Source organism: Hydrogenophaga sp. FG152, assembly GCF_057809615.1.
Map to the genome: position 1 here is coordinate 12,296 of NZ_JBMDKH010000002.1, position 22,915 is coordinate 35,210.

At 68.6% G+C, this 22,915-nt stretch carries 21 protein-coding genes and 1 riboswitch; of the genes, 14 read left to right on the forward strand and 7 right to left on the reverse strand.

Annotation, left to right across the window (positions count from 1 at the left end):
- The first annotated feature begins 19 nt into the window (after positions 1 to 19).
- The 3 genes from ACODTB_RS02850 to ACODTB_RS02860 all read left to right on the forward strand — a co-directional run bounded on the left by ACODTB_RS02850 (position 20) and on the right by ACODTB_RS02860 (position 3,729).
- Positions 20 to 1,201 carry a M20 aminoacylase family protein gene (locus ACODTB_RS02850; protein WP_291121197.1) on the forward strand — a complete coding sequence of 394 codons (1,182 nt, stop codon included), beginning with the start codon at positions 20 to 22 and terminating at the stop codon, positions 1,199 to 1,201.
- A gap of 17 nt (positions 1,202 to 1,218) precedes the next feature.
- Complete coding sequence (locus ACODTB_RS02855; protein WP_291121195.1) at positions 1,219 to 2,211, forward strand: Bug family tripartite tricarboxylate transporter substrate binding protein; 993 nt, start codon at positions 1,219 to 1,221, stop codon at positions 2,209 to 2,211.
- 7 nt (positions 2,212 to 2,218) lie between these two features.
- A riboswitch (glycine riboswitch) is annotated at positions 2,219 to 2,313 on the forward strand.
- A gap of 165 nt (positions 2,314 to 2,478) precedes the next feature.
- Positions 2,479 to 3,729: a D-amino acid dehydrogenase gene (locus ACODTB_RS02860; protein ID WP_291121194.1), complete on the forward strand. Its 1,251-nt coding sequence runs from the start codon at positions 2,479 to 2,481 to the stop codon at positions 3,727 to 3,729.
- A gap of 148 nt (positions 3,730 to 3,877) precedes the next feature.
- Here ACODTB_RS02860 and ACODTB_RS02865 read toward each other — a convergent pair whose 3' ends face one another.
- From ACODTB_RS02865 to ACODTB_RS02875, 3 genes are all read right to left on the reverse strand, one after another.
- Entirely contained in the window at positions 3,878 to 4,306 is a 429-nt protein-coding gene (locus tag ACODTB_RS02865) for an organic hydroperoxide resistance protein (RefSeq protein ID WP_291121192.1), read from the reverse strand.
- Between the two features lie 61 nt (positions 4,307 to 4,367).
- Positions 4,368 to 4,817: a MarR family winged helix-turn-helix transcriptional regulator gene (locus tag ACODTB_RS02870; protein ID WP_291121190.1), complete on the reverse strand. Its 450-nt coding sequence runs from the start codon at positions 4,815 to 4,817 to the stop codon at positions 4,368 to 4,370.
- A gap of 479 nt (positions 4,818 to 5,296) precedes the next feature.
- Positions 5,297 to 6,340 (reverse strand): serine/threonine protein kinase, encoded by a 1,044-nt coding sequence (locus ACODTB_RS02875; RefSeq protein WP_291121188.1) that lies wholly within the window; start codon positions 6,338 to 6,340, stop codon positions 5,297 to 5,299.
- 54 nt (positions 6,341 to 6,394) lie between these two features.
- On the opposite strand from ACODTB_RS02875, the gene ACODTB_RS02880 reads away from it, so the two are divergent.
- From ACODTB_RS02880 to ACODTB_RS02895, 4 genes are all read left to right on the forward strand, one after another.
- Positions 6,395 to 7,270 carry a class I SAM-dependent methyltransferase gene (locus ACODTB_RS02880; RefSeq protein WP_291121186.1) on the forward strand — a complete coding sequence of 292 codons (876 nt, stop codon included), beginning with the start codon at positions 6,395 to 6,397 and terminating at the stop codon, positions 7,268 to 7,270.
- Between the two features lie 152 nt (positions 7,271 to 7,422).
- Positions 7,423 to 8,610 carry a cation:proton antiporter gene (locus ACODTB_RS02885; RefSeq protein WP_291121184.1) on the forward strand — a complete coding sequence of 396 codons (1,188 nt, stop codon included), beginning with the start codon at positions 7,423 to 7,425 and terminating at the stop codon, positions 8,608 to 8,610.
- Positions 8,611 to 8,613: 3 nt separating this feature from the next.
- On the forward strand, positions 8,614 to 9,741 hold the full coding sequence (locus ACODTB_RS02890; protein WP_291121182.1) for a YbdK family carboxylate-amine ligase: 1,128 nt from the start codon (positions 8,614 to 8,616) through the stop codon (positions 9,739 to 9,741).
- 163 nt (positions 9,742 to 9,904) lie between these two features.
- Positions 9,905 to 10,165 carry a hypothetical protein gene (locus ACODTB_RS02895; RefSeq protein ID WP_488929090.1) on the forward strand — a complete coding sequence of 87 codons (261 nt, stop codon included), beginning with the start codon at positions 9,905 to 9,907 and terminating at the stop codon, positions 10,163 to 10,165.
- Positions 10,166 to 10,252: 87 nt separating this feature from the next.
- Here ACODTB_RS02895 and ACODTB_RS02900 read toward each other — a convergent pair whose 3' ends face one another.
- Together ACODTB_RS02900 and ACODTB_RS02905 are read right to left on the reverse strand one after the other, a co-directional pair.
- Entirely contained in the window at positions 10,253 to 11,188 is a 936-nt protein-coding gene (locus ACODTB_RS02900) for an ABC transporter permease (protein ID WP_291111016.1), read from the reverse strand.
- A gap of 1 nt (position 11,189) precedes the next feature.
- Positions 11,190 to 12,125: an ATP-binding cassette domain-containing protein gene (locus ACODTB_RS02905; RefSeq protein WP_291111018.1), complete on the reverse strand. Its 936-nt coding sequence runs from the start codon at positions 12,123 to 12,125 to the stop codon at positions 11,190 to 11,192.
- Between the two features lie 101 nt (positions 12,126 to 12,226).
- On the opposite strand from ACODTB_RS02905, the gene asd reads away from it, so the two are divergent.
- The 5 genes from asd (at position 12,227) to ACODTB_RS02930 (ending at position 16,360) form a co-directional block, all read left to right on the forward strand.
- Positions 12,227 to 13,078 carry an archaetidylserine decarboxylase gene (asd, locus tag ACODTB_RS02910; protein ID WP_291111019.1) on the forward strand — a complete coding sequence of 284 codons (852 nt, stop codon included), beginning with the start codon at positions 12,227 to 12,229 and terminating at the stop codon, positions 13,076 to 13,078.
- A gap of 31 nt (positions 13,079 to 13,109) precedes the next feature.
- Positions 13,110 to 14,312, forward strand: a complete 1,203-nt coding sequence (purT, locus tag ACODTB_RS02915; RefSeq protein WP_291111020.1) for a formate-dependent phosphoribosylglycinamide formyltransferase — start codon at positions 13,110 to 13,112, stop codon at positions 14,310 to 14,312.
- A gap of 119 nt (positions 14,313 to 14,431) precedes the next feature.
- The gene (locus tag ACODTB_RS02920; RefSeq protein WP_291111022.1) at positions 14,432 to 14,980 is read left to right on the forward strand and encodes a DUF3455 domain-containing protein; all 549 of its coding nucleotides are present in this window, start codon (positions 14,432 to 14,434) and stop codon (positions 14,978 to 14,980) included.
- Between the two features lie 115 nt (positions 14,981 to 15,095).
- The gene (locus ACODTB_RS02925) at positions 15,096 to 15,662 is read left to right on the forward strand and encodes a sigma-70 family RNA polymerase sigma factor (RefSeq protein WP_291111024.1); all 567 of its coding nucleotides are present in this window, start codon (positions 15,096 to 15,098) and stop codon (positions 15,660 to 15,662) included.
- Complete coding sequence (locus tag ACODTB_RS02930; protein WP_291111026.1) at positions 15,659 to 16,360, forward strand: anti-sigma factor; 702 nt, start codon at positions 15,659 to 15,661, stop codon at positions 16,358 to 16,360. Before ACODTB_RS02925 ends, ACODTB_RS02930 begins: the two co-directional genes overlap by 4 nt.
- On the opposite strand, the gene ACODTB_RS02935 is transcribed toward ACODTB_RS02930, so the two are convergent.
- The gene (locus tag ACODTB_RS02935) at positions 16,347 to 18,620 is read right to left on the reverse strand and encodes a xanthine dehydrogenase family protein molybdopterin-binding subunit (protein ID WP_291111028.1); all 2,274 of its coding nucleotides are present in this window, start codon (positions 18,618 to 18,620) and stop codon (positions 16,347 to 16,349) included. The genes ACODTB_RS02930 and ACODTB_RS02935 overlap by 14 nt on opposite strands.
- 209 nt (positions 18,621 to 18,829) lie before the next feature.
- On the opposite strand from ACODTB_RS02935, the gene ACODTB_RS02940 reads away from it, so the two are divergent.
- Positions 18,830 to 20,053: a S1C family serine protease gene (locus tag ACODTB_RS02940; protein WP_488929091.1), complete on the forward strand. Its 1,224-nt coding sequence runs from the start codon at positions 18,830 to 18,832 to the stop codon at positions 20,051 to 20,053.
- Positions 20,054 to 20,069: 16 nt separating this feature from the next.
- Here ACODTB_RS02940 and ACODTB_RS02945 read toward each other — a convergent pair whose 3' ends face one another.
- Positions 20,070 to 21,572, reverse strand: coding sequence for an AMP nucleosidase (locus ACODTB_RS02945; protein ID WP_291111032.1), 1,503 nt, complete (start codon positions 21,570 to 21,572; stop codon positions 20,070 to 20,072).
- Between the two features lie 60 nt (positions 21,573 to 21,632).
- On the opposite strand from ACODTB_RS02945, the gene ACODTB_RS02950 reads away from it, so the two are divergent.
- The gene (locus ACODTB_RS02950; RefSeq protein ID WP_291111034.1) at positions 21,633 to 22,913 is read left to right on the forward strand and encodes an MgtC/SapB family protein; all 1,281 of its coding nucleotides are present in this window, start codon (positions 21,633 to 21,635) and stop codon (positions 22,911 to 22,913) included.
- Positions 22,914 to 22,915 lie beyond the last annotated feature (2 nt).

The following is a 22,915-nucleotide window of genomic DNA, read 5'->3' on the forward strand; positions in this document are numbered from 1 at the left end:
CCTCACCAGGAGCCCGGCCTTGGAACGTCTCAGCGATCAGTTGGTGCAGGAATTCATCGCGCTTCGGCGCGACATCCACCAGCACCCGGAACTGGCTTTCGAAGAGCACCGCACCAGCGCCTTGGTGGCGGAAAGGCTGGCGGCCTGGGGATACGACGTGACCACAGGGCTGGGTGGCACGGGCGTGGTGGGGCAACTGCGCCGGGGCGGTTCCGCGCGCACCCTGGGCTTGCGCGCGGACATGGACGCTTTGCCCGTGGAGGAGGCGACCGGCGCCGATTGGACCAGTTGCCATCAGGGTGTGATGCATGCCTGTGGCCACGATGGCCACACCGCCATGCTGCTGGCCGCCGCGCGCCACCTGGCCGAATCCGGCCGCTTCGACGGCACGCTCAACCTGATCTTTCAGCCTGCCGAAGAGGGCGGCGGCGGTGCCCTGAAGATGATGGAAGACGGTCTGTTCGAGCGCTTTCCGTGCGACGCCATCTTCGCCATGCACAACATGCCCGGCTATGCGCAGGGCCAGCTGGTGTTCCGCAGTGGGCCGACCATGGCCTCGTCGGACTACGCGACCGTCACGCTGCACGGTGTGGGTGGCCACGGCGCCATGCCGCACCGAGCGGTCGACCCGCTGGTGGCGGCCGCATCCATCGTCATGGCGCTGCAGACCATCGTCTCCCGCAACGTCGACCCCATGCAGCCCGCGGTCGTCACCGTGGGCGCGCTGCACGCCGGCGCGGCCAACAACGTGATTCCGGCCTCGGCCCGGCTGGAGTTGAGCGTGCGTGCGCTGGACCCGCAGGTGCGCCGCGACATGGAACTGCGAATCCGCGAACTGGTGCGTCTGCAGGCCGAGAGCTATGGCGTGCGCGCCGAGCTGGATTGGCGCTCCGGCTACGCCGTGCTGGTCAACGACGCGGAGCAAACCGCCCGCGCTCTGGCGGTTGCGCAGGCGCATTTCCCACCCGAGCAAGTGGTCGCCCAGGGCGCCATGGTGCCGGGCAGCGAGGACTTCGCTTTCATGCTGGAGCGGGTCCCCGGCAGCTACCTGTTCATTGGCAACGGCGCGGGGCAGGAGCCTGGCGCCTGCATGGTGCACAACCCGGCCTACGACTTCAACGATCACAACATCGGCACCGGCGCCGCTTACTGGACAGCGCTCGTGCAGGCGTTGCTTTCCACCCCTTTTCCCCACCCCTGACTCCACTGGAGACTCTCATGAACAGCCGCTACAAGACCTTGATGGCCGGTGCCGCCATCGCATTGGCCACCCTTTCAGGCATGGCCCAGGCCCAGAGCTACCCGACCCGCCCGGTGACCCTGCTGGTGCCGTACCCGGCGGGTGGCTTGTCCGACGTGATTGCCCGCTCCGTCAACAACACACTGGGCAAGCAACTGGGCCAACCGGTGGTGATCGAGAACCTGGGTGGTGCCAGCGGATCGATCGCTGCTCAGAGGGTGCTCAACGGTGCCAGCGACGGCTATCAGTTGTTCCAGGGTTCACCCAACGAACTCATCCTGGCTCCTCTGGCGATCGCATCCATCAAATTCAAGAGTGAGGACTTTCGTCTGGTGCAGATGATCGCCACCGCACAGATCGCCTTCCTGGCCCGCAAGGACCTGCCCGTCAGCAACGTGGACGAGTTCCTGGAGCATGCGCGCAAGTCGGCGCAGCAGGGCCGCCCCCTGACCTATGCAAGTGTCGGCCCGGGCTCCTTCTACCATTTGCTCGGCGAGCACCTGTCCAAAGTCACCGGCATTCCGATGACCCATGTGCCTTACAAAGGTGCGGCACCGGCCGAGCAGGACCTGATGGCCAGCCAGGTGGATTTTTTCCTGGCGCCCTATGGCAAGAAGTACGACGAGATGCACAAGCAGGGCCGCGTCAAAGTGCTGGCCATGCTCAACAACGAGCGACTGGAGAGCGTGAAGAACTACCCGGCCATCAGCGAGAGCAAGCAACTCAAGGATTTCACTTTCAACATCTGGACCGGTTACTTCGTGAAGAAGGACACCCCGGAACCGGTGGTGATCGCGCTGCACAAGGCCATCACCGAAACGCTGGGTGATCCGGGCGTGCACCAGGCACTCGAAGCCAACAGCCAGCTGCTGGCCAAACCCCTGCCACTTGCGGCGGTGGACAAGGCCTATGCCGACGGCATCAGCCAGTTCCGCGCGATTGCCAAGTCCATTCAGCTGCAAGCGCAGTAAGCTCCAACCCTGTCGATCGGGAGAGACTGGCTTGCATGTGAAGCCGGCGCCGAAGGAGCAACCGCCCCGGAAACTCTCAGGCAAAAGGACCGGTCGACACGCATCGCACTCTGAAGAGTGGCCGGGATTCGTCCCCCGGCCCACCGCAGGAGCAAGCCGGCCCACGCGCTGGTGAATCTCTCAGGTCTCAAACAGAGGGGGTCATGGCCCGCACACGGTGTGCGGGCCATGCTTTCCCTGTCTGACGGCTTTGAACGCGAGATTCACATGGCACACCTCATCGTCATCGGCGGCGGCATCACGGGCGTCACCAGCGCCTATGCCCTGGCCCGCCAGGGTCATCAAGTCACCCTCATCGAAAAGCACCGCTACGCGGGCATGGAGACCAGTCATGCCAACGGCGGGCAACTCTCCGCTTCCAATGCCGAGGTCTGGACCCATCCCTCCACCTTGATCAAGGGCCTGAAGTGGATGTTCAAGGCCGACGCCCCCTTGCTGTTGAACCCCAGGCCCAGCTGGCACAAGCTCAGCTGGTTCGCCGAGTTTGCGGCTTCCATGTCCAGGTACCGCGACAACACCGTGGCCACCACGCGCCTGGCCATTGCCGCGCGGGAGCATTTGTTCGGCTGGGCCCAGGACGAGGGCATCGAGTTCGATTTGAAACAGCGCGGCATCCTGCACATCTATCGAAGCCGGGCCAGCTTCGAGCATGCGAGCCAGGTGTCGCGGCTGCTGGCGCAAGGTGGCCTGACCCGTCGGGCCGTCACACCCGATGAAATGCGCGCCATCGAACCCACTCTCAGAGGCGAATTCTTCGGAGGCTGGTACACCGAGAGCGACAGCACGGGCGACATCCACAAGTTCACCCATGGCCTGGGTCTGGCCTGTGCCCGCTTGGGCGTGAAATTCATGACCGCTCAGGCAGTGGCACGCGTGTGGAGCACCGGAAAAAGCGTGCGGGTCCTGCTGGCCAGCGGGGATGAGGTGGATGCGGACGGGGTGGTGATCTGCGCAGGCGTGCGCAGCCGCGCCCTGGGCGCCCAGCTTGGCGACCGGCTCAACGTCTACCCGGTCAAGGGCTACTCCATCACCGTCATGCTCGAAGACGAACAGAGTCAGGCCGCCGCGCCCCAGGTGAGCCTGCTGGACGACGCGACCAAGCTCGTCACCAGCCGCCTGGGGTTGGACCGCTTCCGAGTGGCCGGCACGGCCGAGTTCAACGGTTACAACCTCGACATCCGTGCCGATCGCATCCGGCCGCTGGTCGACTGGGTGAATCAATGCTTCCCGGGCGTCAGCACGCGGCGGGTGGAACCCTGGGCAGGCCTGCGCCCCATGCTGCCCAACATGATGCCGCGCGTAGGCCCGGGCAGGCATGCCAATGTGTTCTACAACACCGGTCACGGCCACCTGGGCTGGACGCTGTCGGCCATCACGGCGCACCAGTTGGGTGAGCAGGTGGCACAGTGGGAACGGATGCGCGCATCTCCCAGCGTGCCGGCGGCGGTCGCAGCCTGAGCCGTGATTGCCCTCTCGTTTCGATGCGAAACGGGTTTTGTGGGGGCGCCCACGGGCAGGGTGGTGAAGCTGGCTTGACGGGGCGGACACGAAAAAGGCCCGCCGGCGTGAGCCGGGGGCCTTTCGACGCAATGTCTCGGGCGCGCGTTTACTTCAGCGTGATGGTCACGTCGATGTTGCCGCGGGTGGCGTTGGAGTAGGGGCACACCTTGTGGGCGGTGTCCACCAGGTCCTGCGCCACGGCGCGGTCCATGCCGGGCAGGCTCACGGCCAGGCGCGCGGCGATGCCGAAGCCGGCGGGGATCGGGCCGATGTCCACTTCGGCGTCGATGGCGGCGTCGGCGGGCACGGCCACTTTCTTCATGCCGGCAACGTGCTTGAGCGCGCCCATGAAGCAGGCGGAGTAGCCGGCGGCGAAGAGCTGTTCGGGGTTGGTGGCGTTGCCGGCGCCGCCCATGGCCTTGGGCGGGGAGAGCTTGACGTCGAGCAGGCCGTCGTCGCTGCGCGAAGCGCCGTCGCGGCCGCCGGTGGTGTGGGCGCGGGCGGTGTAGAGGACTTTGTCGAGGGAGGTGGGCATGGTGTGGCTCCTGAGGTTGAAGGGCTTCGGGTGGAAGCTGGGGGTGGGTGAAAGGGAATGGTCAGGCGGTGAGGCGGTCGCGCAGGGTTTGCACCTGCTGCGTGAGCGCCATCACTTCGGCCACGTCGCATTGCGTGGCTTGCAGCACGCAGCCGGGGATGCGCGCGGCGCGGGCCTTGAGTTTGCGGCCGGCGGTGGTGAGGCGGATGAGCACGCGGCGTTCGTCCTGCACGTCGCGCAGGCGGGTGACGAGGTCGGCGGTTTCGAGCCGCTTGAGCAGGGGGGTGAGGGTGCCTGAGTCGAGGTAGAGGCGTTCGCCGAGTTCGGACACGGTGACGCCGTCGTTTTCCCACAGCACGAGCATGGCGAGGTATTGGGGGTAGGTGAGGCCCATCTCTTCGAGCAGGGGCTTGTAGAGCTTGGTCATCGCCAGCGAGGCGGAGTAGAGCGCGAAGCACAACTGGTGGTCGAGCTGGAGGGCCTGGTCGCTGGAGATGCTGGGCTTGTTCATGGAAATGGAATGTAGGTGTTTATTTGATTGTGTGCAATTGAATTTTGAACAACCATTTCGAGGGTGAGGTTGTTTTTCGGGCGCTGCGTGGTGCGAGGTCGGCTGGCGTGGGCGCGCGTTCTCCGGCCCTGCTCGCGGGCGGCTGCCCGGGCTTGCTCACACCGTTTCGTCAACCAGGTGACGGGCGCGCACACTCTGTGGCAACCGCGAATGGGGGCCTGCGCCCGCGCCCCCACGCCATCCGCCCCAGCGATGTGCAGGCGGACCAGGCTGGGCGCGCTCACTTGGTTTGCGGGACGGTGGCGGTGTCCGCGGGCGCAGGCCCCCATTCGCGGTTGCCGCAGAGTTGGTGTGCCCGTCCGGTGTTGATGCGAGTGTGGTGGCGAACCCGGGCGGATGTCCGCGAGCAGGGCCGGAGAACGCGGGCACCGCCACCGTCCTGGCGCGAGGTCTCCGCCCGAAACAGAACCGAGAAAAACTCAAGCCATCAAAGGCTCACCCTGCATTTCCTCGATCTGCTCCACCAGCATGTCCACCTGCCCCTGCCAATAGTCCCGGCTGCCGAACCAGGGAAAGTTGATCGGAAACGCAGGATCGTCCCACCGTCGGGCCACCCACGCGCTGTAGTGGATCAGGCGCAACGTCCGCAAAGGCTCGATCAACGCCAACTCACGGCGGTCAAAAGGGCGGAACTGCTCATAGCCGTCCACCAGCGCCCCCAGCTGCTGCATCTGCTGGCGCCGATCACCCGACAGCAGCATCCACAGATCCTGCACCGCCGGCCCCATTCGCGCATCGTCCAGGTCCACGAAATGCGGGCCCGCGCCCGGCTGGCCCTCGGGCGTCCAGAGAATGTTGCCCGGGTGGCAATCCCCGTGCAGGCGGATGCGCTGAATGCCGTCTTCGTCCACCACCGGGCCCGGCCGCAGCACCGGGTGCGCCTCGATCAAGGCCAGCGCCTCCTCCAGCGCAGCAGCCCAGGCACCACGCACCTCGGGCGCGACCGCCGCATGCTCCATCAGCCAGTCGCGCGGCTCGTGCGCGAAGGCCGCGGCATCCAGCGCCGGGCGCACCGCAAACGGCCGCTGCGCACCCACGGTGTGGATGCGCGCGAGAAAACGGCCAATCCACTCCAGCACCTCGACATTGTCCAGCTCGGGCCGGCGCCCACCCCGGCGCGGGCTCACCGCGAACGTGAAGCCACCGAAGTGGTGCAGCGTCTCGCCCTGCACACGCAGCGGCGGCACTGCGGGAATCTCGGCCGCCACCAGCTCCTCCGCGAAGGCGTGCTCCTCGGCGATCTGCGCATCGCTCCAGCGCCCGGGCCGGTAGAACTTCGCCACCACCTGATCCACCCCCTCCACCGGTGCCTCCAGATGGATCTGATACACGCGGTTCTCGAAACTGTTGAGCGCACTCAGGCGCCCGTCGCCCCACAGGCCGATGTGGGCCAGCGCGTCCTGCACCACGTCAGGTGTGAGGGTGCTGTAGGGGTGGCTGCTGCTGTCGTTGTTGGAAATCATGCGCGATTGTCGCTGCTGGCCATGAGGCCAAAGGGGCTCACCTATGATCGGCGCATGTCGAAACACAAGGCGAATGCGCGGCCCACGCCCACGCTGCAAGAGCAACTGCCCGAACTGCGGCCCGGCCAGTCCGTCGCGTTGCTCCAGGAACTGCACATCCTCACGCGCGAGGGCAAGCTCAACCAGGATACGCGGCGCAAGCTCAAGCAGGTGTATCACCTCGTGCAGTTCATCGAGCCCCTGCTGGCCGAGGTGCTGGCCGCGCGCGGCGACGTGACGCTGGCCGACCACGGCGCGGGCAAGTCCTACCTCGGCTTCATCCTGTACGACCTGTTCTTCAAGGACAAGCCGGTGGGGCGCGTGACCGGCGTGGAGACCCGCACGGAGCTGGTGGAAAAGTCGCAGGCGCTCGCCGCCCGGCTCGGTTTCGAGCGCATGGACTTTCTCGCCACCACCGTGCAAGAGGCGCTCACCCACCCGGCCCTGCCGCCCACGGTCGATGTGGTGACCGCGCTGCACGCCTGCGACACCGCGACCGACGACGCGATCCGGTTCGGCCTGACCAAGCAGGCCAGCCACATGGTGCTGGTGCCGTGCTGCCAGGCCGAGGTGGCCGGCGTGATGCGCAAGCACAAGGCGCTGAGCCTGTCGCGCACGCCGCTGGCCGAGCTGTGGCGCCACCCGCTGCACACGCGCGAATTCGGCAGCCAGATCACCAATGTGCTGCGCTGCCTGCAGCTTGAAGCCCATGGCTACAGCGTGACCGTCACCGAGCTGGTGGGGTGGGAGCATTCGCTCAAGAACGAATTGATTCTGGCCCGTAGAATGGGCCCGGACCGCCATGGCACGCAGGATCGCGCCAGGCAGCGTTTGCAGCAGGTGCTCGACGAGCTCCACCTGCAAGAACTCACGCAGCGTTTCGCGGCTTGACCGCTTCTCGCCCTCCCACCAGGCATCCCTGTTGCCGTGTTCGCGGCGCTCCGTTCAGCTTTCGTTGATGGCCGGCGTCTTGATGTTTTCAGCGCGTGTCCTACACGCCTGGCGGCATTCGTTCATCAAACTCTCGCTGAGGAGTTTTACCCATGCTTACCGATTACAGTTTTCTGCTCCAGTCCATTGCCTGGCCTCTGGTGTTGCTGCTCGCCTGGTTCATCGCCGAGCGCGCGCACGAGGTCTGGCATATCCCGCGCGTCACCAGCTACGTGGCGGTGGGGCTCGTTGGCGGGCTGGTCAACCTGCCCGGCCTGACGACCGATGTGCCGGGGCTGCCCTTCCTGGCCAACGTGGCGCTCTCGCTGGTGCTGTTCGAACTGGGTTACCGCATCAACCTGCGCTGGTTCCGCCACAACCCCTGGGTGCTGGTGCTCGGCGTGGTCGAGTCCATCGTCACCTTCGCGGTGATGTACTGGGTCACTGGCTGGTTCGACCTCGCCACGGACCTGCGCCTCATCATCGCGGCGCTGTCGATCTCGGCCTCACCGGCCGGCATCGTGCGCGTGGCCAACGAGCTGCGCAGCGCCGGACAGGTGACCGAGCGCGTGCTGCACCTGTGCGCCATCAACTGCATGGTCTCGGTGCTCGCGCTCAAGCTGGTGGTGGGTTACTGGTACCTCAGCACCTCGGGCGACCTGGTGCTTGCGGCCTTCGGCAGCATCCACCAGGTGGGCACCTCGGTGGCCGTGGGCGGCCTGCTCGGCGTGGCCGTGCCCTGGCTGCTGCGCCTGCGCAACACGCACGAGCGCGGCGTCACCGTGGTGTTCGCGCTGTCGGTGCTGCTGCTCACCACCGCGGCCTATGGCCTCAAGCTCTCGCCGCTGCTGGCCGCGCTCACTTTCGGCATCGTGGCGCGCGAGCGCCGCGTGCACCTGACCAACGCGCAGCGCGACTTCGGCACCGCCGGCGACCTGCTGTCGATCTTCCTCTTCGTCTACATCGCCTCGCTGCTCGACTGGGCCGACGTGGGCACCGGCATGCTGCTGGGCATGCTGCTCATCCTGGTCCGCACGGCCTCCAAGGTCGGCTGCAACCTGGTGGCCGCGCGGCTCTCGGGCATCACCGAGCGCAAGGGCCTGCTCACCGGCCTGGCGCTCACGCCCATGTCGGCCTTCGCCATCCTGCTGATCGAGCAGAGCCGCCTGTATGGTTTCGCGCCCGCGGTGGAGGTGCTCTCGGTCATGGCCGGCATGATGCTGCTGCAGGAATTGCTCGGCCCGGTGGTCACGCAGCGCGCGCTGCTGGCCGCGCATGAAACCCACGTCACGAAAGGTTGAGCCATGCCCTTGGAAGCCTTCAAATCCTCCGACTCGCTGACCATGGGCGTCGAGCTCGAACTGCAGCTCGTCAACACCTACGACCTCGATCTGTCCAGCAGCGCCAACGACCTGCTGGAGCTGCTGCGGCGCAAGCCGTTCCCGGGCGTGGTCACGCCCGAAATGACGCAGAGCATGATCGAGATCGCGACCGACGTGCAGCGCGAACACGGCCCCCTGCTCGCGCAGCTGCAGCAGATCCGCGACACCCTGGTGAGCGCCGGCGACCGGCTCAACATCGAGCTCTCGGGCGGGGGCACGCACCCGTTCCAGCGCTGGTTCGAGCAGCGCATTTTCTCCAAGCCGCGCTTCGAGCAGCTCTCGGGCCTGTACGGTTACCTTGCCAAGCAGTTCACCGTGTTCGGCCAGCACGTGCACATCGGCTGCGCCAGCGCCGACGAGGCGCTGTTTCTGCTGCACTCGCTCAACCGCTACGTGCCGCACTTCATCGCGCTGTCGGCCTCGTCGCCGTTCTCGCAGGGCGTGGACACGCTGTTCGATTCCGCGCGCCTGAACTCGGTGTTCGCCTTCCCGCTCAGCGGGCGCGCGCCCTTCGTGCTGAGCTGGGAGGAGTTCACCAACGTCTACTTCACCAAGATGGAGAGCACGGGCGTGGTCAAGTCCATGAAGGACTTCTACTGGGACATCCGGCCCAAGCCCGAGTACGGCACCATCGAACTGCGGGTGTGCGACACGCCGCTGACGGTGGAGCGCGCGGCGGGGCTGGCGTGTTACCTGCAGGCGCTGTGCCGCCACCTGCTGGAGCGGCGCGAACTGCCGCCGGAAGAAGACGATTACCTGGTCTACACCTACAACCGTTTCCAGGCCTGCCGCTTCGGCCTGGACGGCATGATGGTCAACCCCAAGACGCGCGAGCAGATCAGCATCCGCGAGGACATCCTCGCCACGCTGCGCCACCTCACGCCCCATGGGGTGGCGCTGAATTCGCTCGCGGCGCTGGACGAGATCGAGCGCACGGCCGGCCGCGTGGGCAACCACGCGACCTACCTGCGCAACCAGTTCAAGGAAAGCGGCAGCGTGCAGTCGGTGGTGCGCGCCAGCGTGGAGGCGCTGCGCGGCCCCCGTTCGTGATGCAGTTCACGAACCGCCTGTAGGGACAACGCACGCCCTGTCAGCGAAGTTCCTACAGCGCGAATGGCGGGGCGCCGACTTAACGTTCCAGGGGGGCGCCGGTACAGTTTGTTTCATCGACAGCCCATTTGTCACCGTTCAAACCGACCCCAGGGAGCCCCCCATGTCCACCACCGCCACCCGCCTCAACCCCTTCGTCCTGATGCTCGATCCGGAAGCCGTGATCAGCGCCATGGAGACCAGTGCCAACCTGCGCGGCATCCGCAGCCGCATCTGCCGCCCGCTGGACAAGCCCCTGATTCCCAAGATCTTCGACACCGCCGCCCGCGAGTTCGACGCCGTGATCGAGGCCGAAGACTTCATCGACACCGGCAGCGAGCTGTACTGCGAAGCCCAGCCCGCGCTGCAGGCTGCTGTTCACTGAAGCGGCCGCTGCGCCGGGCCGCCCCAAGCAAGGCCAGTCCCCCTGGGGGGCAGCGACCCGCGAAGCGGCGGAGCGTGGGGGCCGGATTTACTTGGCAAACCTTTTGCGCGTGAGCGCAAGGGCCAGCCAGAAGGCGCCTACCGTGTAGGCGAGCAGCACCCCGCCGTGCAGCCAGGCCTGCGTGGGCCATTCGTCCATGAACAGAGGCCGCACCAGCTCCACCGCATTGGTCAGTGGCAGCCAGTCCGAGATCTGCCGCACCACCCCGGGCAACTGCTCGCGCGGAAAGAACACCCCCGAGAGAAACATCATGGGGGTCAGGAACAGGGTGAAGTAGTAGGTGAAGAAGTCATAGCCCTTGGCCAGGGCGTTGAACACCAGGGCGATGCACGAGAACGTGATGCCCACCCCCAGCAGCACCGGCCAGGCCAGCAGCAGCTTGGGGGAATGGCTGATGCCCAGCGCGAGCATCACGCCCAGGATGGCCGTCACCGTGAACAGGGCCTTGAAGCCCGCCCACAGCATTTCCGCCAGCACCACATCGTCCAGGCTCACCGGCGCGTTCATGATGCCGTCCCAGGTCTTCTGCACGTGCATGCGCGAGAAGGCCGAGTACAGCGCCTCGAAGCTGGCCGCGTTCATCGCGCTCATGCAGATGCTGCCGCTGGCCAGGAACAGGATGTAGGGCACGGCCACGCTGCCGCCTTGCGGCGTGCCCAGGTTCACCTCGCCCACCAGCGCGCCCATGCCGTAGCCGAAGGCGACCAGCCACATCAGCGGCTCGGCGATGTTGCCCACCAGGCTGGGGATGGCGAGCTTGCGCCAGACCAGCAGGTTGCGCAGAAAGACCGGCCACCAGCGCCGCGACAGGCGTGGCGGGGCAAAGTGAGAACCCCCCGCCGCGCTGCGCGCGTCCCCCCTGGAGGGGGGCGCACCCTGCGGCCCGGCAAAGCCGGTTCCGTGGGTGCCCTGGACGGGCGCTTCTCCTTCTTCGGCCGGTTTTGGGGTAGGGGTGGTGGTCATGTCATCCATCCTCGCGGATCTGGCGACCCGTGAGCTTGAGAAAGAGGTCTTCCAGGTTGGCGGGCCGGTGCAGCGTGCGCAGGTGGTGGTGCTCGCCCAGCGCGGCCAGCAGCGGCAGGGCCTGGGCGGTGTAGAAGAACACGGTCTCGCCGCTGACCTCCACACGCGCGGCGAGCGCGCGCAGCGCGGCATGCGCCTCGCCGTGGGCCAGCGCCAGCGCACCGTTGCCGTAGACCTCCACCACGTCGGGCTCCAGGTGCTGCGCGATCAGCTCGCGCGGCCGGCCTTCGGCGATCTTGCGGCCGTGGTCCAGCACCAGCAGGCGCGAGCACAGGCGCTCGGCCTCGTCCATGAAGTGCGTGGTCAGCAGGATGCTCTTGCCTTGCTGCAGCAGCATCTGCAGGCGCTCCCACATCAGGTGGCGGGCCTGCGGGTCCAGGCCGGTGGTGGGTTCGTCGAGCATCAGCAGGCGCGGGTCGTTCACCAGCGCGCGCGCCAGCGACAGGCGCCGTTTCATGCCGCCCGAGAGTTCACCGGGCTTGGCGTTGGCCTTGTGCGAGAGCGCGGCGAACTCCAGCAGCTTGGGGATGCGTTCGCGCACGGTGGCCGCCGGCAGGCCGAAGTAGCGGCCGTACACCAGCAGGTTCTCGGCGCAGTCGAAGTCCGGGTCCAGCGTGTCCATCTGGCTCACCACGCCGAGCTGGGCCTTGATGGCCAGCGCGTCGCGCGGCATGTCCTGGCCGAAGGCGGTGATGGTGCCGGCGTCGGGCGCGGTCAGGCCCAGGCACATGCGGATGGTGGTGGTCTTGCCGGCGCCGTTGGGCCCGATCACGCCCAGGCATTCGCCGGCACCGATGGCAAAACACAGGTCGTTCACCACGGTGCTGTCGCCATAGCGTTTGACCAGGTGCCGGCATTCGAACAAGGCGTCTTTCATGTGCCGGCATTGTGCCCGCTCGCACCGTCGCGCCTGAGGCCGGCCCCTACAATGCGGGGCTGCCCGCCAGGGTCTTGTCCCCGCCACCGTCCTGCCCACCCATGTCATTCGCCGTTGCCCTGCAATACGTTTTCCCGAAGCGCGCACTCACTGTGTTTGGGGGCTGGGTGGCCAACAGCCGCTGGGGTGGCATCACGCAGTGGATCATCCGCCGCTTCATCCGCAAGTACGGCGTGAACATGGCGGAGGCCGCGAACCCCGACCCACAGGCCTACGCCAGCTTCAACGAGTTCTTCACCCGCGCGCTGCGCGCCGACGCCCGCCCGCTGGCCGATGCGGCCTTTGTCTGTCCGGTGGATGGCGCCATCAGCCAGTTCGGCGCGATCGCGCGCGACCAGATCTACCAGGCCAAGGGCCACACCTACAGCACGCGCGCGCTGGTGGGCGGTGACGCCGCCCTGGCCGCGCAGTTCGACGACGGCGCCTTCGCCACCATCTACCTCAGCCCACGAGACTACCACCGCATCCACATGCCGGCGGCGGCCACGCTGCGCCGCATGATCCACGTGCCGGGCGACCTGTTCTCGGTGAACCCGGCCACGGCGCAGGGCGTGCCCGGCCTGTTCGCGCGCAACGAGCGCGTGGTGTGCGTGTTCGACCTGCAGGTGGGCGAGACCACCGTGCCCTTCGTGCAGGTGCTGGTGGGCGCGACCATCGTGGGCAGCATGGCCACCACCTGGCACGGCGTGGTGAACCCGCCGCGCCCGGGCACGGTGCGCGAGTGGTCCTACAACGACCAGCCGCTGCACTTGCAACGCGGCGAGGAAATGGGCCGCTTCCTGCTCGGCTCCACCGTGGTGCTGCTGTGGCCGCGCGACACCATCGCCTTCAACCCCGACTGGGCACCCGGCAACGCCGTGCGCCTGGGCGAGGCCATGGGCCAGTCCCTCTGAACATTTCCCTTTCTTTCTTCCGGAGCTTCACATGACCACGCTGGGCACCCCTTTGTCTCCTTCGGCCACCCGGGTCATGCTGCTGGGCTCGGGCGAGCTCGGCAAGGAGGTGCTGATCGCGCTGCAGCGCCTGGGCGTGGAGACCATCGCGGTGGACCGCTACGAGAACGCCCCGGGCCAGCAGGTGGCGCACCACGCGCGCACCATCACCATGAGCGACCCGGCGCAGCTCAAGGCGCTGATCGAGGCCGAGCGCCCGCACCTGGTGGTGCCCGAGATCGAGGCCATTGCCACGCCCATGCTGCAGGAGCTCGAAGCCGCTGGCGTGGTGCGCGTGATTCCCACCGCCCGTGCCGCCCGCCTGACCATGGACCGCGAAGGCATTCGCCGCCTCGCCGCCGAGACCCTGGGCCTGCCCACCAGCCCCTACAAGTTCTGCGATTCGCTCGACGAGCTGCAGGCCGCCATCGATGGCGGCATTGGCTACCCCTGCATCGTCAAGCCGGTGATGAGCAGCAGTGGCAAGGGCCAGAGCAAGATCGATGGTCCCGCCGATGTGAAGACCGCATGGGACTACGCGATGTCGGGCGGGCGCGTCGGCCCGGGCCGCATCATCGTGGAAGGCTTCATCGATTTCGACTACGAGATCACCCAGCTCACCGTGCGCGCCCGGGGCGCCGACGGCGGCATCGAGACGCACTTCTGCGACCCGATCGGCCATGTGCAGGTGAGCGGCGACTATGTGGAGAGCTGGCAGCCGCACCCCATGACGCCCAAGGCGCTGGCCGAGTCGCGCCGCATCGCCCAGGCCGTGACCGACGACCTCGGCGGCCAGGGCCTGTTCGGCGTGGAGCTGTTCGTCAAGGGCGACCAGGTGTGGTTCAGCGAGGTCAGCCCGCGCCCGCACGACACCGGCATGGTGACCATGATCACCCAGTGGCAGAACGAGTTCGAGCTGCACGCGCGCGCCATCCTGGGCCTGCCGGTCTCCACCACGCTCAAGAGCCCCGGCGCCAGCGCCGTCATCTACGGCGGCGTGGACGCCACGGGCATCGCCTTCGACGGCGTGGACGAGGCCCTGCAGGTGCCGCAGACCGAGCTGCGCCTGTTCGGCAAGCCCGAGAGCTTCACCAAGCGCCGCATGGGCGTGGCGCTGGCGTTCGACGCCGACGTGGAGCGCGCCCGCACCCAGGCCAAGCTGGCGGCCTCGAAGGTCCGGCCGCGCAAGGCCTGAACCCCGGCCCGACGTTTTTTTTGCATCCGGCTGCATCCAAAACGCCGGTTGGCGAGTAGTGGAAGCAGTGGCGCCGTTTTGCGCTGCTGCCCACAACCCCAACCCCGAGGAGTTTTGCCATGCTGTTCAAATCCACCCTGGCCGCCGCAGCGGTGCTTGCCATGACCGCCTGCGCTTCCCACATGGGCTCGCCCGCCATGACGTATTCGCAGGCCAGCCTGCCCGATGCCGTGAAGGTGCCGGCCGGCCACAAGGTCGCGATGGAAACCGTGGGCGTCGGCCAGATCACCTACGAATGCAAGGCCAAGGCCAACATGGCCGGCCAGTTCGAATGGGTCTTCGGCGGTCCTGACGCCAAGCTGCTGGACCGCAGTGGCAAGCAGGTCGGCAAGTACTACGGCCCGCCCGCCACCTGGGAAGCCATGGACGGCTCCAAGTTCACCGCCACCCAGGTCGCCGTGGCGCCCAACGGCGACGCGAACATCCCCCTGCAGCTCGTGAAGGCCAACCCTGCCATGGGCATGGGCGCCCTGAGCGGTGTGACCTACACCCAGCGCGTGGCCACCAAGGGCGGCATCGCACCGAGCTCCGCCTGCGGTGCCGGCAACGTGGGCGCCAAGCAGGTGGTGCAGTACCAGGCCGACTACATCTTCTACAAGGCCTCGTGATGGTGGGTGGCCGGGGGGCGCCAAGTCCCACCGGCCGCCCCGATCGGCTAGGATGCCGGCAGCCCACCGGCGCCCTGCGTGCCGTGGCTCTTCCGCCTTCCGAGCCCGACTGCCCTTGCCACCGTCCGACCCCGACGCTTTCGACCACGATGCCGCCCTGGCCGCCTGTGCGCGGGGCGATCGTGCGGCCTTGCGCCGCCTGTACGAGCACGAAGGCCGTTACCTGCTGGGGGTGGCGCTGCGCATCGTGCGCGACCGCGCCACCGCTGAAGACGTGTTGCACGACGCTTTCATGAACATCTGGACCCGCGCCGCCACCTTCGACGCCCGCCGTGGCGCGGGCCGGGGGTGGATGTACGGCATCGTGCGGCACCGCGCCCTCGATGCCGTGCGCTCGGGTGCGCGCACCGTGTCGGCCGACGAGGCGCAGATGGACGCGCTGCAGGCCGAGGACCCGCCCGCCGCGCCCGACATGGCCGAGGCCTTCGCGCTGCGCGCCGACCTCGGCCGGCTCGACGACTGCCTGGCGCGCCTGGACACGCCCAAGCGCAACTGCGTGCTCTACGCCTACCTGGATGGGTGCAGCCACAGCGAGATCGCCGAGCGCCTGGGCGCGCCGCTGGGCTCGGTGAAGGCCTGGATCCGCCGCGGGCTGGCTTCGTTGCGGGAGTGCCTGGCATGACGGCGCACGATCCGATCGACGAACTGGCCGCGGCCTACGTGCTGGGCACGCTCTCGGCCGGGCAGCGGCGCGAGGTGCAGGCGCGCCTGCCCACCGATGCCGCCTTGCGCGACGCGGTCGACGGCTGGGAAGGCCGGCTGCTGCCGCTGACCGCCTTGGTCGAGGCGGTGGAGCCCTCACCCGCGCTGTGGACGCGCATCGAACGCGCCATCGCCCCCCCACGCGCACCGGCCAAGGCCAGCGCCTGGCAGACCTGGTGGAGCAGCCTGGGCTTCTGGCGCGCGGTGGCCGCCACCGGTTTCGTGGCCGCGTCGGTGGTCGCGCTGCTGCCGTCCACCGGCCTGTTCGCGCCGGCCGCGCCGCAATACATGGTGGTGCTGGTCGCGCCCAATGGCACGGCCCCGGGCTGGGTGGTGCAGACCAGCGGTGCCAATACCTTGCGCCTGGTGCCGCTGGGCACCACGGCCGTGCCCGAGCAGCGCTCGCTGCAGTTCTGGACCAAGGCCGACGACTGGAACGCGCCGGTCTCGCTGGGCCTGGTGCAGCCGGGCCAGCCGCTGGAGGTCAAGCTCGACCAGCTGCCGCCGCTGGTGCCCAACCAGCTGTTCGAGATCACGCTGGAGCCCTACAACGGCTCGCCCACGGGCCGCCCGACCGGGCCGATCCTCTACATCGGGCGCGCGGTCAAGCTGACCTGAGCGGCAGCTTGCGGTGGCGCTGGCCGGTCAGCGCGAACAGCGCGTTGGCCACCGCCGGGGCGATCGGCGGCAGGCCTGGCTCGCCCACGCCCTCGGGCGGCGCGCTGCTCGGGACAATCAGCACCTCGACCGCCGGCATCTCGTGGAAACGCAGCACCGGCTGGTCGTGGAAGTTGCTGGCCTGCACCTGGCCGTTGACGATGTCCACCTGGCCGTGCAGGGCCGCCGAGAGGCCATAGACGATGGCGCTCTCCATCTGCTGCGCGATGCCCGTCGGGTTGACCGCCGTGCCGCAATCGATGGCGCACCACACGCGGTGCACGCGGATGGTTTTGTCGGCCGCCAGCGAGACCTCGGCCACCTGCGCGACGATGGAGCCGAAGGACTCATGCAAGGCGATGCCGCGCGCGGTCCTGGCGCCGTCGGGCGCGGGCGGTGAGGCCGTGCCCCAGCCGCCGCCCTTCGCCGCCGCCTGCAGCACCGCGAGGTGCCGGGGATGGCGCTGCAGCAGCCGTTCGCGAAAGACCAGCGGGTCGGTACCGACAGCGTGCGCGGCCTCGTCGACGAAGCTTTCCTTGAAGAAGGCCTGGTGCGAATGGCCCACCGAGCGCCAGAAGCCGACCTGCAAGGGCAGGGCGACGGCGGCGTGCGCGATGCGCGCGGCCGGCCATTCGTAGGGCTGGTCGAACGCGCCTTCCGAGGTGGTCTTGTCCAGCCCGCCGCCGGGCAGGCCGAACAGGCGGCCCAGCACCTGCGGCACGATGGCCTGGCCCGCGCTGGTGTTCTGCCAGGCCACGAGCTGCCCCTGGGCATCGAAGCCGGCCTTGAAGCGCGAGACGCAGGCCGGGCGGTAGATGTCGTGGCGCAGGTCCTGCTCGCGCGACCACAGCGTCTGCACCGGCGCACCGGGCACGGCCTTGGCGATGGCGGCGGCCTGGGCGATGAAGTCCACCTCCAGCCGCCGGCCGAAGCCACCGCCGAGCAGCATCACGTGCACCGTCACCGCTTCGGCGGGCAGGCCCAGCGCGTCGGCGGCGGCCTTGCGCGCCAGGCCGGGCACCTGGGTCGAGACCCAGACCGTGGCGCGGTCGCCGTCGAAGCGCACGGTGCAGTTCATCGGCTCCATGGTGGCGTGGGCGAGGTAGGGCGCGCGGTACTCCGCCTCGATGGCGCGCACCGCGCCGGCCATGGCCGCGTCCACGTCGCCTTCGGTGAAGAAGGCGAAACCTTTGTCGGTGTCCAGCGTGCGCGCGAGCTGCTCCAGGGCTTCGGCACTCTGGAAGTTCGCGAGTTCGCCCGCGTCCCATTCGATCTTCAGCGCCTCGGCCGCCTGTTTGGCGCGCCAGGGGTGGTCGGCGATCACGGCCACGCCGCCGGTGCCGCCGTTCAGCGGCTCGAACTGCACCACCGTGCGCACGCCCGGCATGGCCTGGGCGGCGGCCGCGTCGAAGCGGGTGGCGCGGCCGCGCAGGGTGCGGCACATCTGCACGCTCGCGTGCAGCAGGCCTTCGGGCCGCGCGTCGATGCCGAAGCGCGCGCTGCCATCGGTCTTGCTCGCGGCCTCGATGCGGTTCGTGGGCCGGCCGATCAGCCTGAACTGCGCGGGCGTCTTGAGCGTGGGCGAGCGCGGCAGGCGCTGCTGCGCGGCCGCGCCGGCCAGGCTGCCGTAGCTCGCGCGCTGCCCGGCGGGCCCGAGCACCTCGCCGTTCTCAGTGCGGCAGTGGACGGGGTCGGTGTTCCATTGCCGGGCCGCTGCGGTCACCAGCATCTCGCGCGCCGAAGCCCCCGCCTCGCGCATCGGCAGCCAGAGGTCTTTCACGCTCGACGAGCCACCGGTCATCATCACGCCGATCTCGCGCATGGCCTTGGCCGCCATCCAGCGTGCCGCGTCCAGCACCCGGCTCTCGGTGTCAGGGTGCACGGGCAGGCCATCGACCACGGTGGCGATGTTGTTGTAGATCTTGTCGATGGGCGAGGCCTGGAAGCGCACGCGAGACCAGTCGGCGTCCAGTTCGTCGGCCAGCAGCATGCACAGCGAGGTGGCCACGCCCTGGCCCATCTCGCTCTTGGCCAGCATCACGGTGACGCTGCCGTCCGCGTCGATCTTCACCCAGCCATTGAGGGCCGCCTCGTTCGCTGTCGTGGGAAGCGGCTGCGCCGTGGTGAGCCGCTGGCGCGGCGGCAACACCGACCAGCCCAGCACCAGCGCGCCGCTGGCGGCGAGGGTGCCGAGGAGGAATTTGCGTCGGGTGGTGGCCATGGGTCGGTCTCCGTGGGGGTCGGGGCAGCTTAATCCCGAAACGAGGCCTGCGGCGAGCGCCACATGAACCCCCTGGGCAGGTGAAAGCCCGAAGAATCGTCTTGTTACAAGCGGTTAGCATCGGACCCATTCCTGCAACGGAAGGGGTGACGATGGATGGAGTTCGTGGATGGGCAGCCCGGAGCCGCGCTGTGGGTTGGTGCGCCTGGATGCCGATGGCGGCCGCCGCCGTCAGCGCGCCCGCGTGGGCGCTGGAGCCTGATGCCTTGTTCGCCAAGGTGGCGCCCAGCGTCTGGACGGTGGTGGCCACCGACGCCCAGGCGCGAAGCCCGTCGCACGGCAATGCGGTGGTGATCGGGCCCGGGCGCCTGATCACGAGTTGCCATGTGCTGGCGCGCATGACCCGCTTGCAGGTGGTGAAGGGCAACGTGAGCTATGGCGGCCGGCTGGAGTTTCCGGACCCGGAGAACGACCTCTGCCAGATCCAGGTCGACAACTTCCAGGCCCCGGCGGTGGAGCTGGCGCCCGGAGACACATTGCGGGTGGGTGCGCGGGTCTTTGCGATCGGGGCGCCGCAGGGGCAGGAGGCCACGCTGAGCGATGGCCTGCTCTCGGGCCTGCGGCGCGACGAGCAAGGGAAGCTTCTCTTTGTGCAGACCACCGCGCCGTTGGTGGCCGGCTCCAGTGGCGGAGGCCTGTTCGATGCCGAGGGCCGGTTGATCGGCATCACCACGCTGCTGCGGCGCGAAGCACCGAACATCAACCTCGCCGTGCCCGCCTACCGCATTACCGAGTTGCCTCAGCGAGGCCGTGAGCTGCTGGAGCGGCGCGCCGCCACCCGGGTGACGGCCGCACCGGTGGCGGCGCCTTCCGGAGGGCGGCAGCCCACGGCGCAGCGGCGGCCGGGGGACTGGTTCGAGTACGTGGTGACGGATTCGCAGACCAAGCTCAAGAGCACGGTCAGCCTGAAGGTGGATCGCGTGGACGGTGGCCGCATCGTTTTCAACGGCGGCGGCCGGGTGGAGGATGAAACCGGCCGCGTGCAGGATTCGTCGTCGGCCGCGCTGCTCGAACTGGATCTGGTGACACCGCCCGGTGGCTGGGCACCGGGCGGCCAGGTGATGAGCGGGTTTCAGCCGCTGAAATTTTCCACCAGCCAGGGTGGCGACACCACGGGCTTTGATGTCACGGCGGTGGCCTCCGGCCCTCAAGCGATTCGCGTGGGTGAGAGTGAGTACAACGCGGTGCGCATCGACATCCGGGGATGGACTTCCCGCCTGCCCGTGCACCGTGTTGCGGTGTCGAACCTTCGCTACCAGGCCACGGTGTGGTATTCGCCGGACTTGATGCGGGTCGTGCGCTTCACGCTGGAGCGGCTGGGCAGCACGGACCACAAGGAAGTCCTGGAGCTGGTGCGCGCCGGCCGGGGCTGAGGCCCGGCGCCTCGGCTCACTGGAACGCCACTTCCGCGAAGCTGCGCAGCTTGCGGCTGTGCAGCTGGTCGGTGCCGCCGGCGCGCAGGATGTCGATGGCGCGGATGCCGATGCGCAGGTGCTGGTCCACGCGCTCGCGGTAGAAGTGGTTGGCCATGCCGGGCAGCTTGATCTCGCCGTGCAGGGGCTTGTCGCTCACGCACAGCAGGGTGCCGTAGGGAACGCGGAAGCGAAAGCCGTTGGCCGCGATGGTGGCGGATTCCATGTCCAGCGCCACCGCGCGCGACTGCGAGAAGCGGCGCTGCGGCATGTTGTCGGGCAGCAGTTCCCAGTTGCGGTTGTCGGTGCTGGCCACGGTGCCGGTGCGCATGATGCGCTTGAGCTCGGCCGGCGGCACGCCGGTCACGTCGGCCACGGCGGCTTCGAGCGCGAGCTGGATCTCCGCCAGCGCGGGGATCGGCACCCACAGCGGGAGTTCTTCGTCCAGCACGTGGTCTTCGCGCACGTAGGCGTGGGCCAGCACGTAGTCGCCCAGCTGCTGGCTGGTGCGCAGGCCGGCGCAGTGGCCCAGCATCAGCCAGGCGTGCGGGCGCAGCACGGCGATGTGGTCGGTGATGGTCTTGGCGTTGGCCGGGCCCACGCCGATGTTGACCATGGTGATGCCGCTGCGGTCTTCGCGCAGCAGGTGGTAGCCCGGCATCTGCGGCAGGCGCGGCGGTGCGCTGCCGAGTTCGTCGCCGTTCTCGGCGGCCAGGCCGGTGCGGCGCATCACCACGTTGCCCGGTTCGACGAAGGCCACGTACTCGCTGTCGGGGTCGGCCATCTCGGCGCGGCCGAGCTTGATGAATTCGTCGATGTAGAACTGGTAGTTGGTGAACATCACGAAGTTCTGGAACCACTCGGGCGCCGTGCCGGTGTAGTGGCGCAGGCGCTGCAGCGAATAGTCCACCCGGGGCGCGGTGAACAGCGAGAGCGGGTGCGCCTCGCCCGCGCGGGGCTCGTGCGTGCCGTTGGCGATGCCGTCGTCCATGGCGGTGAGGTCGGGCAGGTCGAACACGTCGCGCATGAGCGCGCGGCGCATCAGGTCCATGCTGCCTTCCACGTGGTCGTGTTCGGCGAACGAGAAGTGGATGGGGATGGGCTGCGTGCTGGTGCCCACCTCCAGTTCGCCGCCGTGGTTGGCCAGCAGCAGGCGGAACTGTTCCAGGTAGTAGTCGCTGTACAGGTCGGGGCGGGTGAGCGTGGTCTCGTAGCGCCCGGCGCCTGCCACGAAGCCGTAGCTCAGGCGGCTCGGCGGCTGGTTGACCACGTCCTGGCGCAGCACGCTGTGGGTGTGCAGCCGCACGTAGGGGTAGCACGCCCGCACGTGGGTCAACGTGAAATCGCCGCCGGCGACGAAATCGCGCATGGCCTGGCGCAGGAATTCCACGTTGTCCTGGTAGATGCGCTGCACCTGGGCCAGCGCCTCGGCCGGGTCCTTGAAAACGAGCGGTGCGGTGTAGGCGGGTGATTTTTGCATGCGTTATTGTGGCGCGCCGTTGCTTGGCACCGCAGGAATGCGGAAACTGGAAGGAAAACCATGTTGCCCCTCGCCCCGCCCGACTGGACCCACGCCGCCGCTGCCCTGGCCGCCGCGCTGGGCTGTGGGCTGCTGATCGGTGTCGAGCGCGAGCGCCGCAAGGGCCAAGGCCCCGCGAGGGCTTTCGCCGGCTTGCGCACCTTCGCGCTGGTGTGCGTGAGCGGGGCGGTGGCCGCGCTGCTGCCGCAGACCGGGCTGGTGCCGATTGGCGCGGCGTTCGTGGCGGCGCTGGGGGTGGTGGCGTACGCGCGCGACCGCTCCGATGACCCCGGCGTGACCACCGAAGTGGCACTGTTGCTGACCTACGCGATCGGCGTGGTGTGCGTCTGGCAGCTGCCGCTGGCGGCCGCCCTGGCTGCAGGGTTGACGGCGCTGCTGGCCGCGCGCGAGCGCCTGCACCATGTCGTGAATGAGTGGCTGCGCCCGGCGGAGATCCGCGATGGCATTGCGCTGGCCGCGCTGGTGCTGGTGGCGCTGCCGCTGATGCCGGACCGGCCTTTGTGGGGGCCGGTGCTCAACCCGGCCACGCTCGTGCAATTGCTGGCGCTGCTGCTGGCGGTGCAGTCGCTGGCCCATCTGTGCCGGCGGCTTTTGCAGGCGCAGCATGCGGTGGCGTTTTCGGCTTTCGCCTCGGGCTTTGTGTCGAGCACGGCGACCATCGCCACGCTGGGCATGAGCGCGCGGCGCGCGGGTGAGGAGGCCCGCCTGATGGCGGGGGGCGGTTTGCTGTCGTGTGTGGCGACCTTGCTGCAGATGCTGATGGTGGCCGCTGCGGTCCGCCCGGCCTGGCTCTCCATCTTGTGGTTGCCGGCCCTGGCCGGGGGGCTGCTGGCCGTTTTGTGGGGTGCGTGGCTGGTGCGCGGGGCGCCCGTGGCACTGGGCCGCACGCTGGGCTCGTCGCCCCACACCGAGGGGCCGGGGGCGGCGCAAGGCGACCGGATGTTCAGCCTGTGGGGTGCCACCGCCATTGCCGCCTTGCTGGCGGGCATCCAGGTCCTGGTGCATGCGCTGGACCTCTGGCTGGGCGAGGCCGGCGTGTTGGCGGGGACCTTGCTCGCGTCGCTGGTGGACCTGCACTCGGCGCTGGCGGCGGTTTTCGCGTCCGGCGGGCCGCCTTCGGACGGCGTGCCGTGGGCGGTGATGCTGGCGCTGGGAATGCACGCCCTGAGCAAGAGCGTCACCGCCGCCTTGAGCGGCGGGGTTCGCTATGCGGCGTGGCTGGTGCCCGGGTTGCTGGCGCACACCGCCCTTTGCATGGCGCTGCTGGTCGCGCTGCGCTGAGC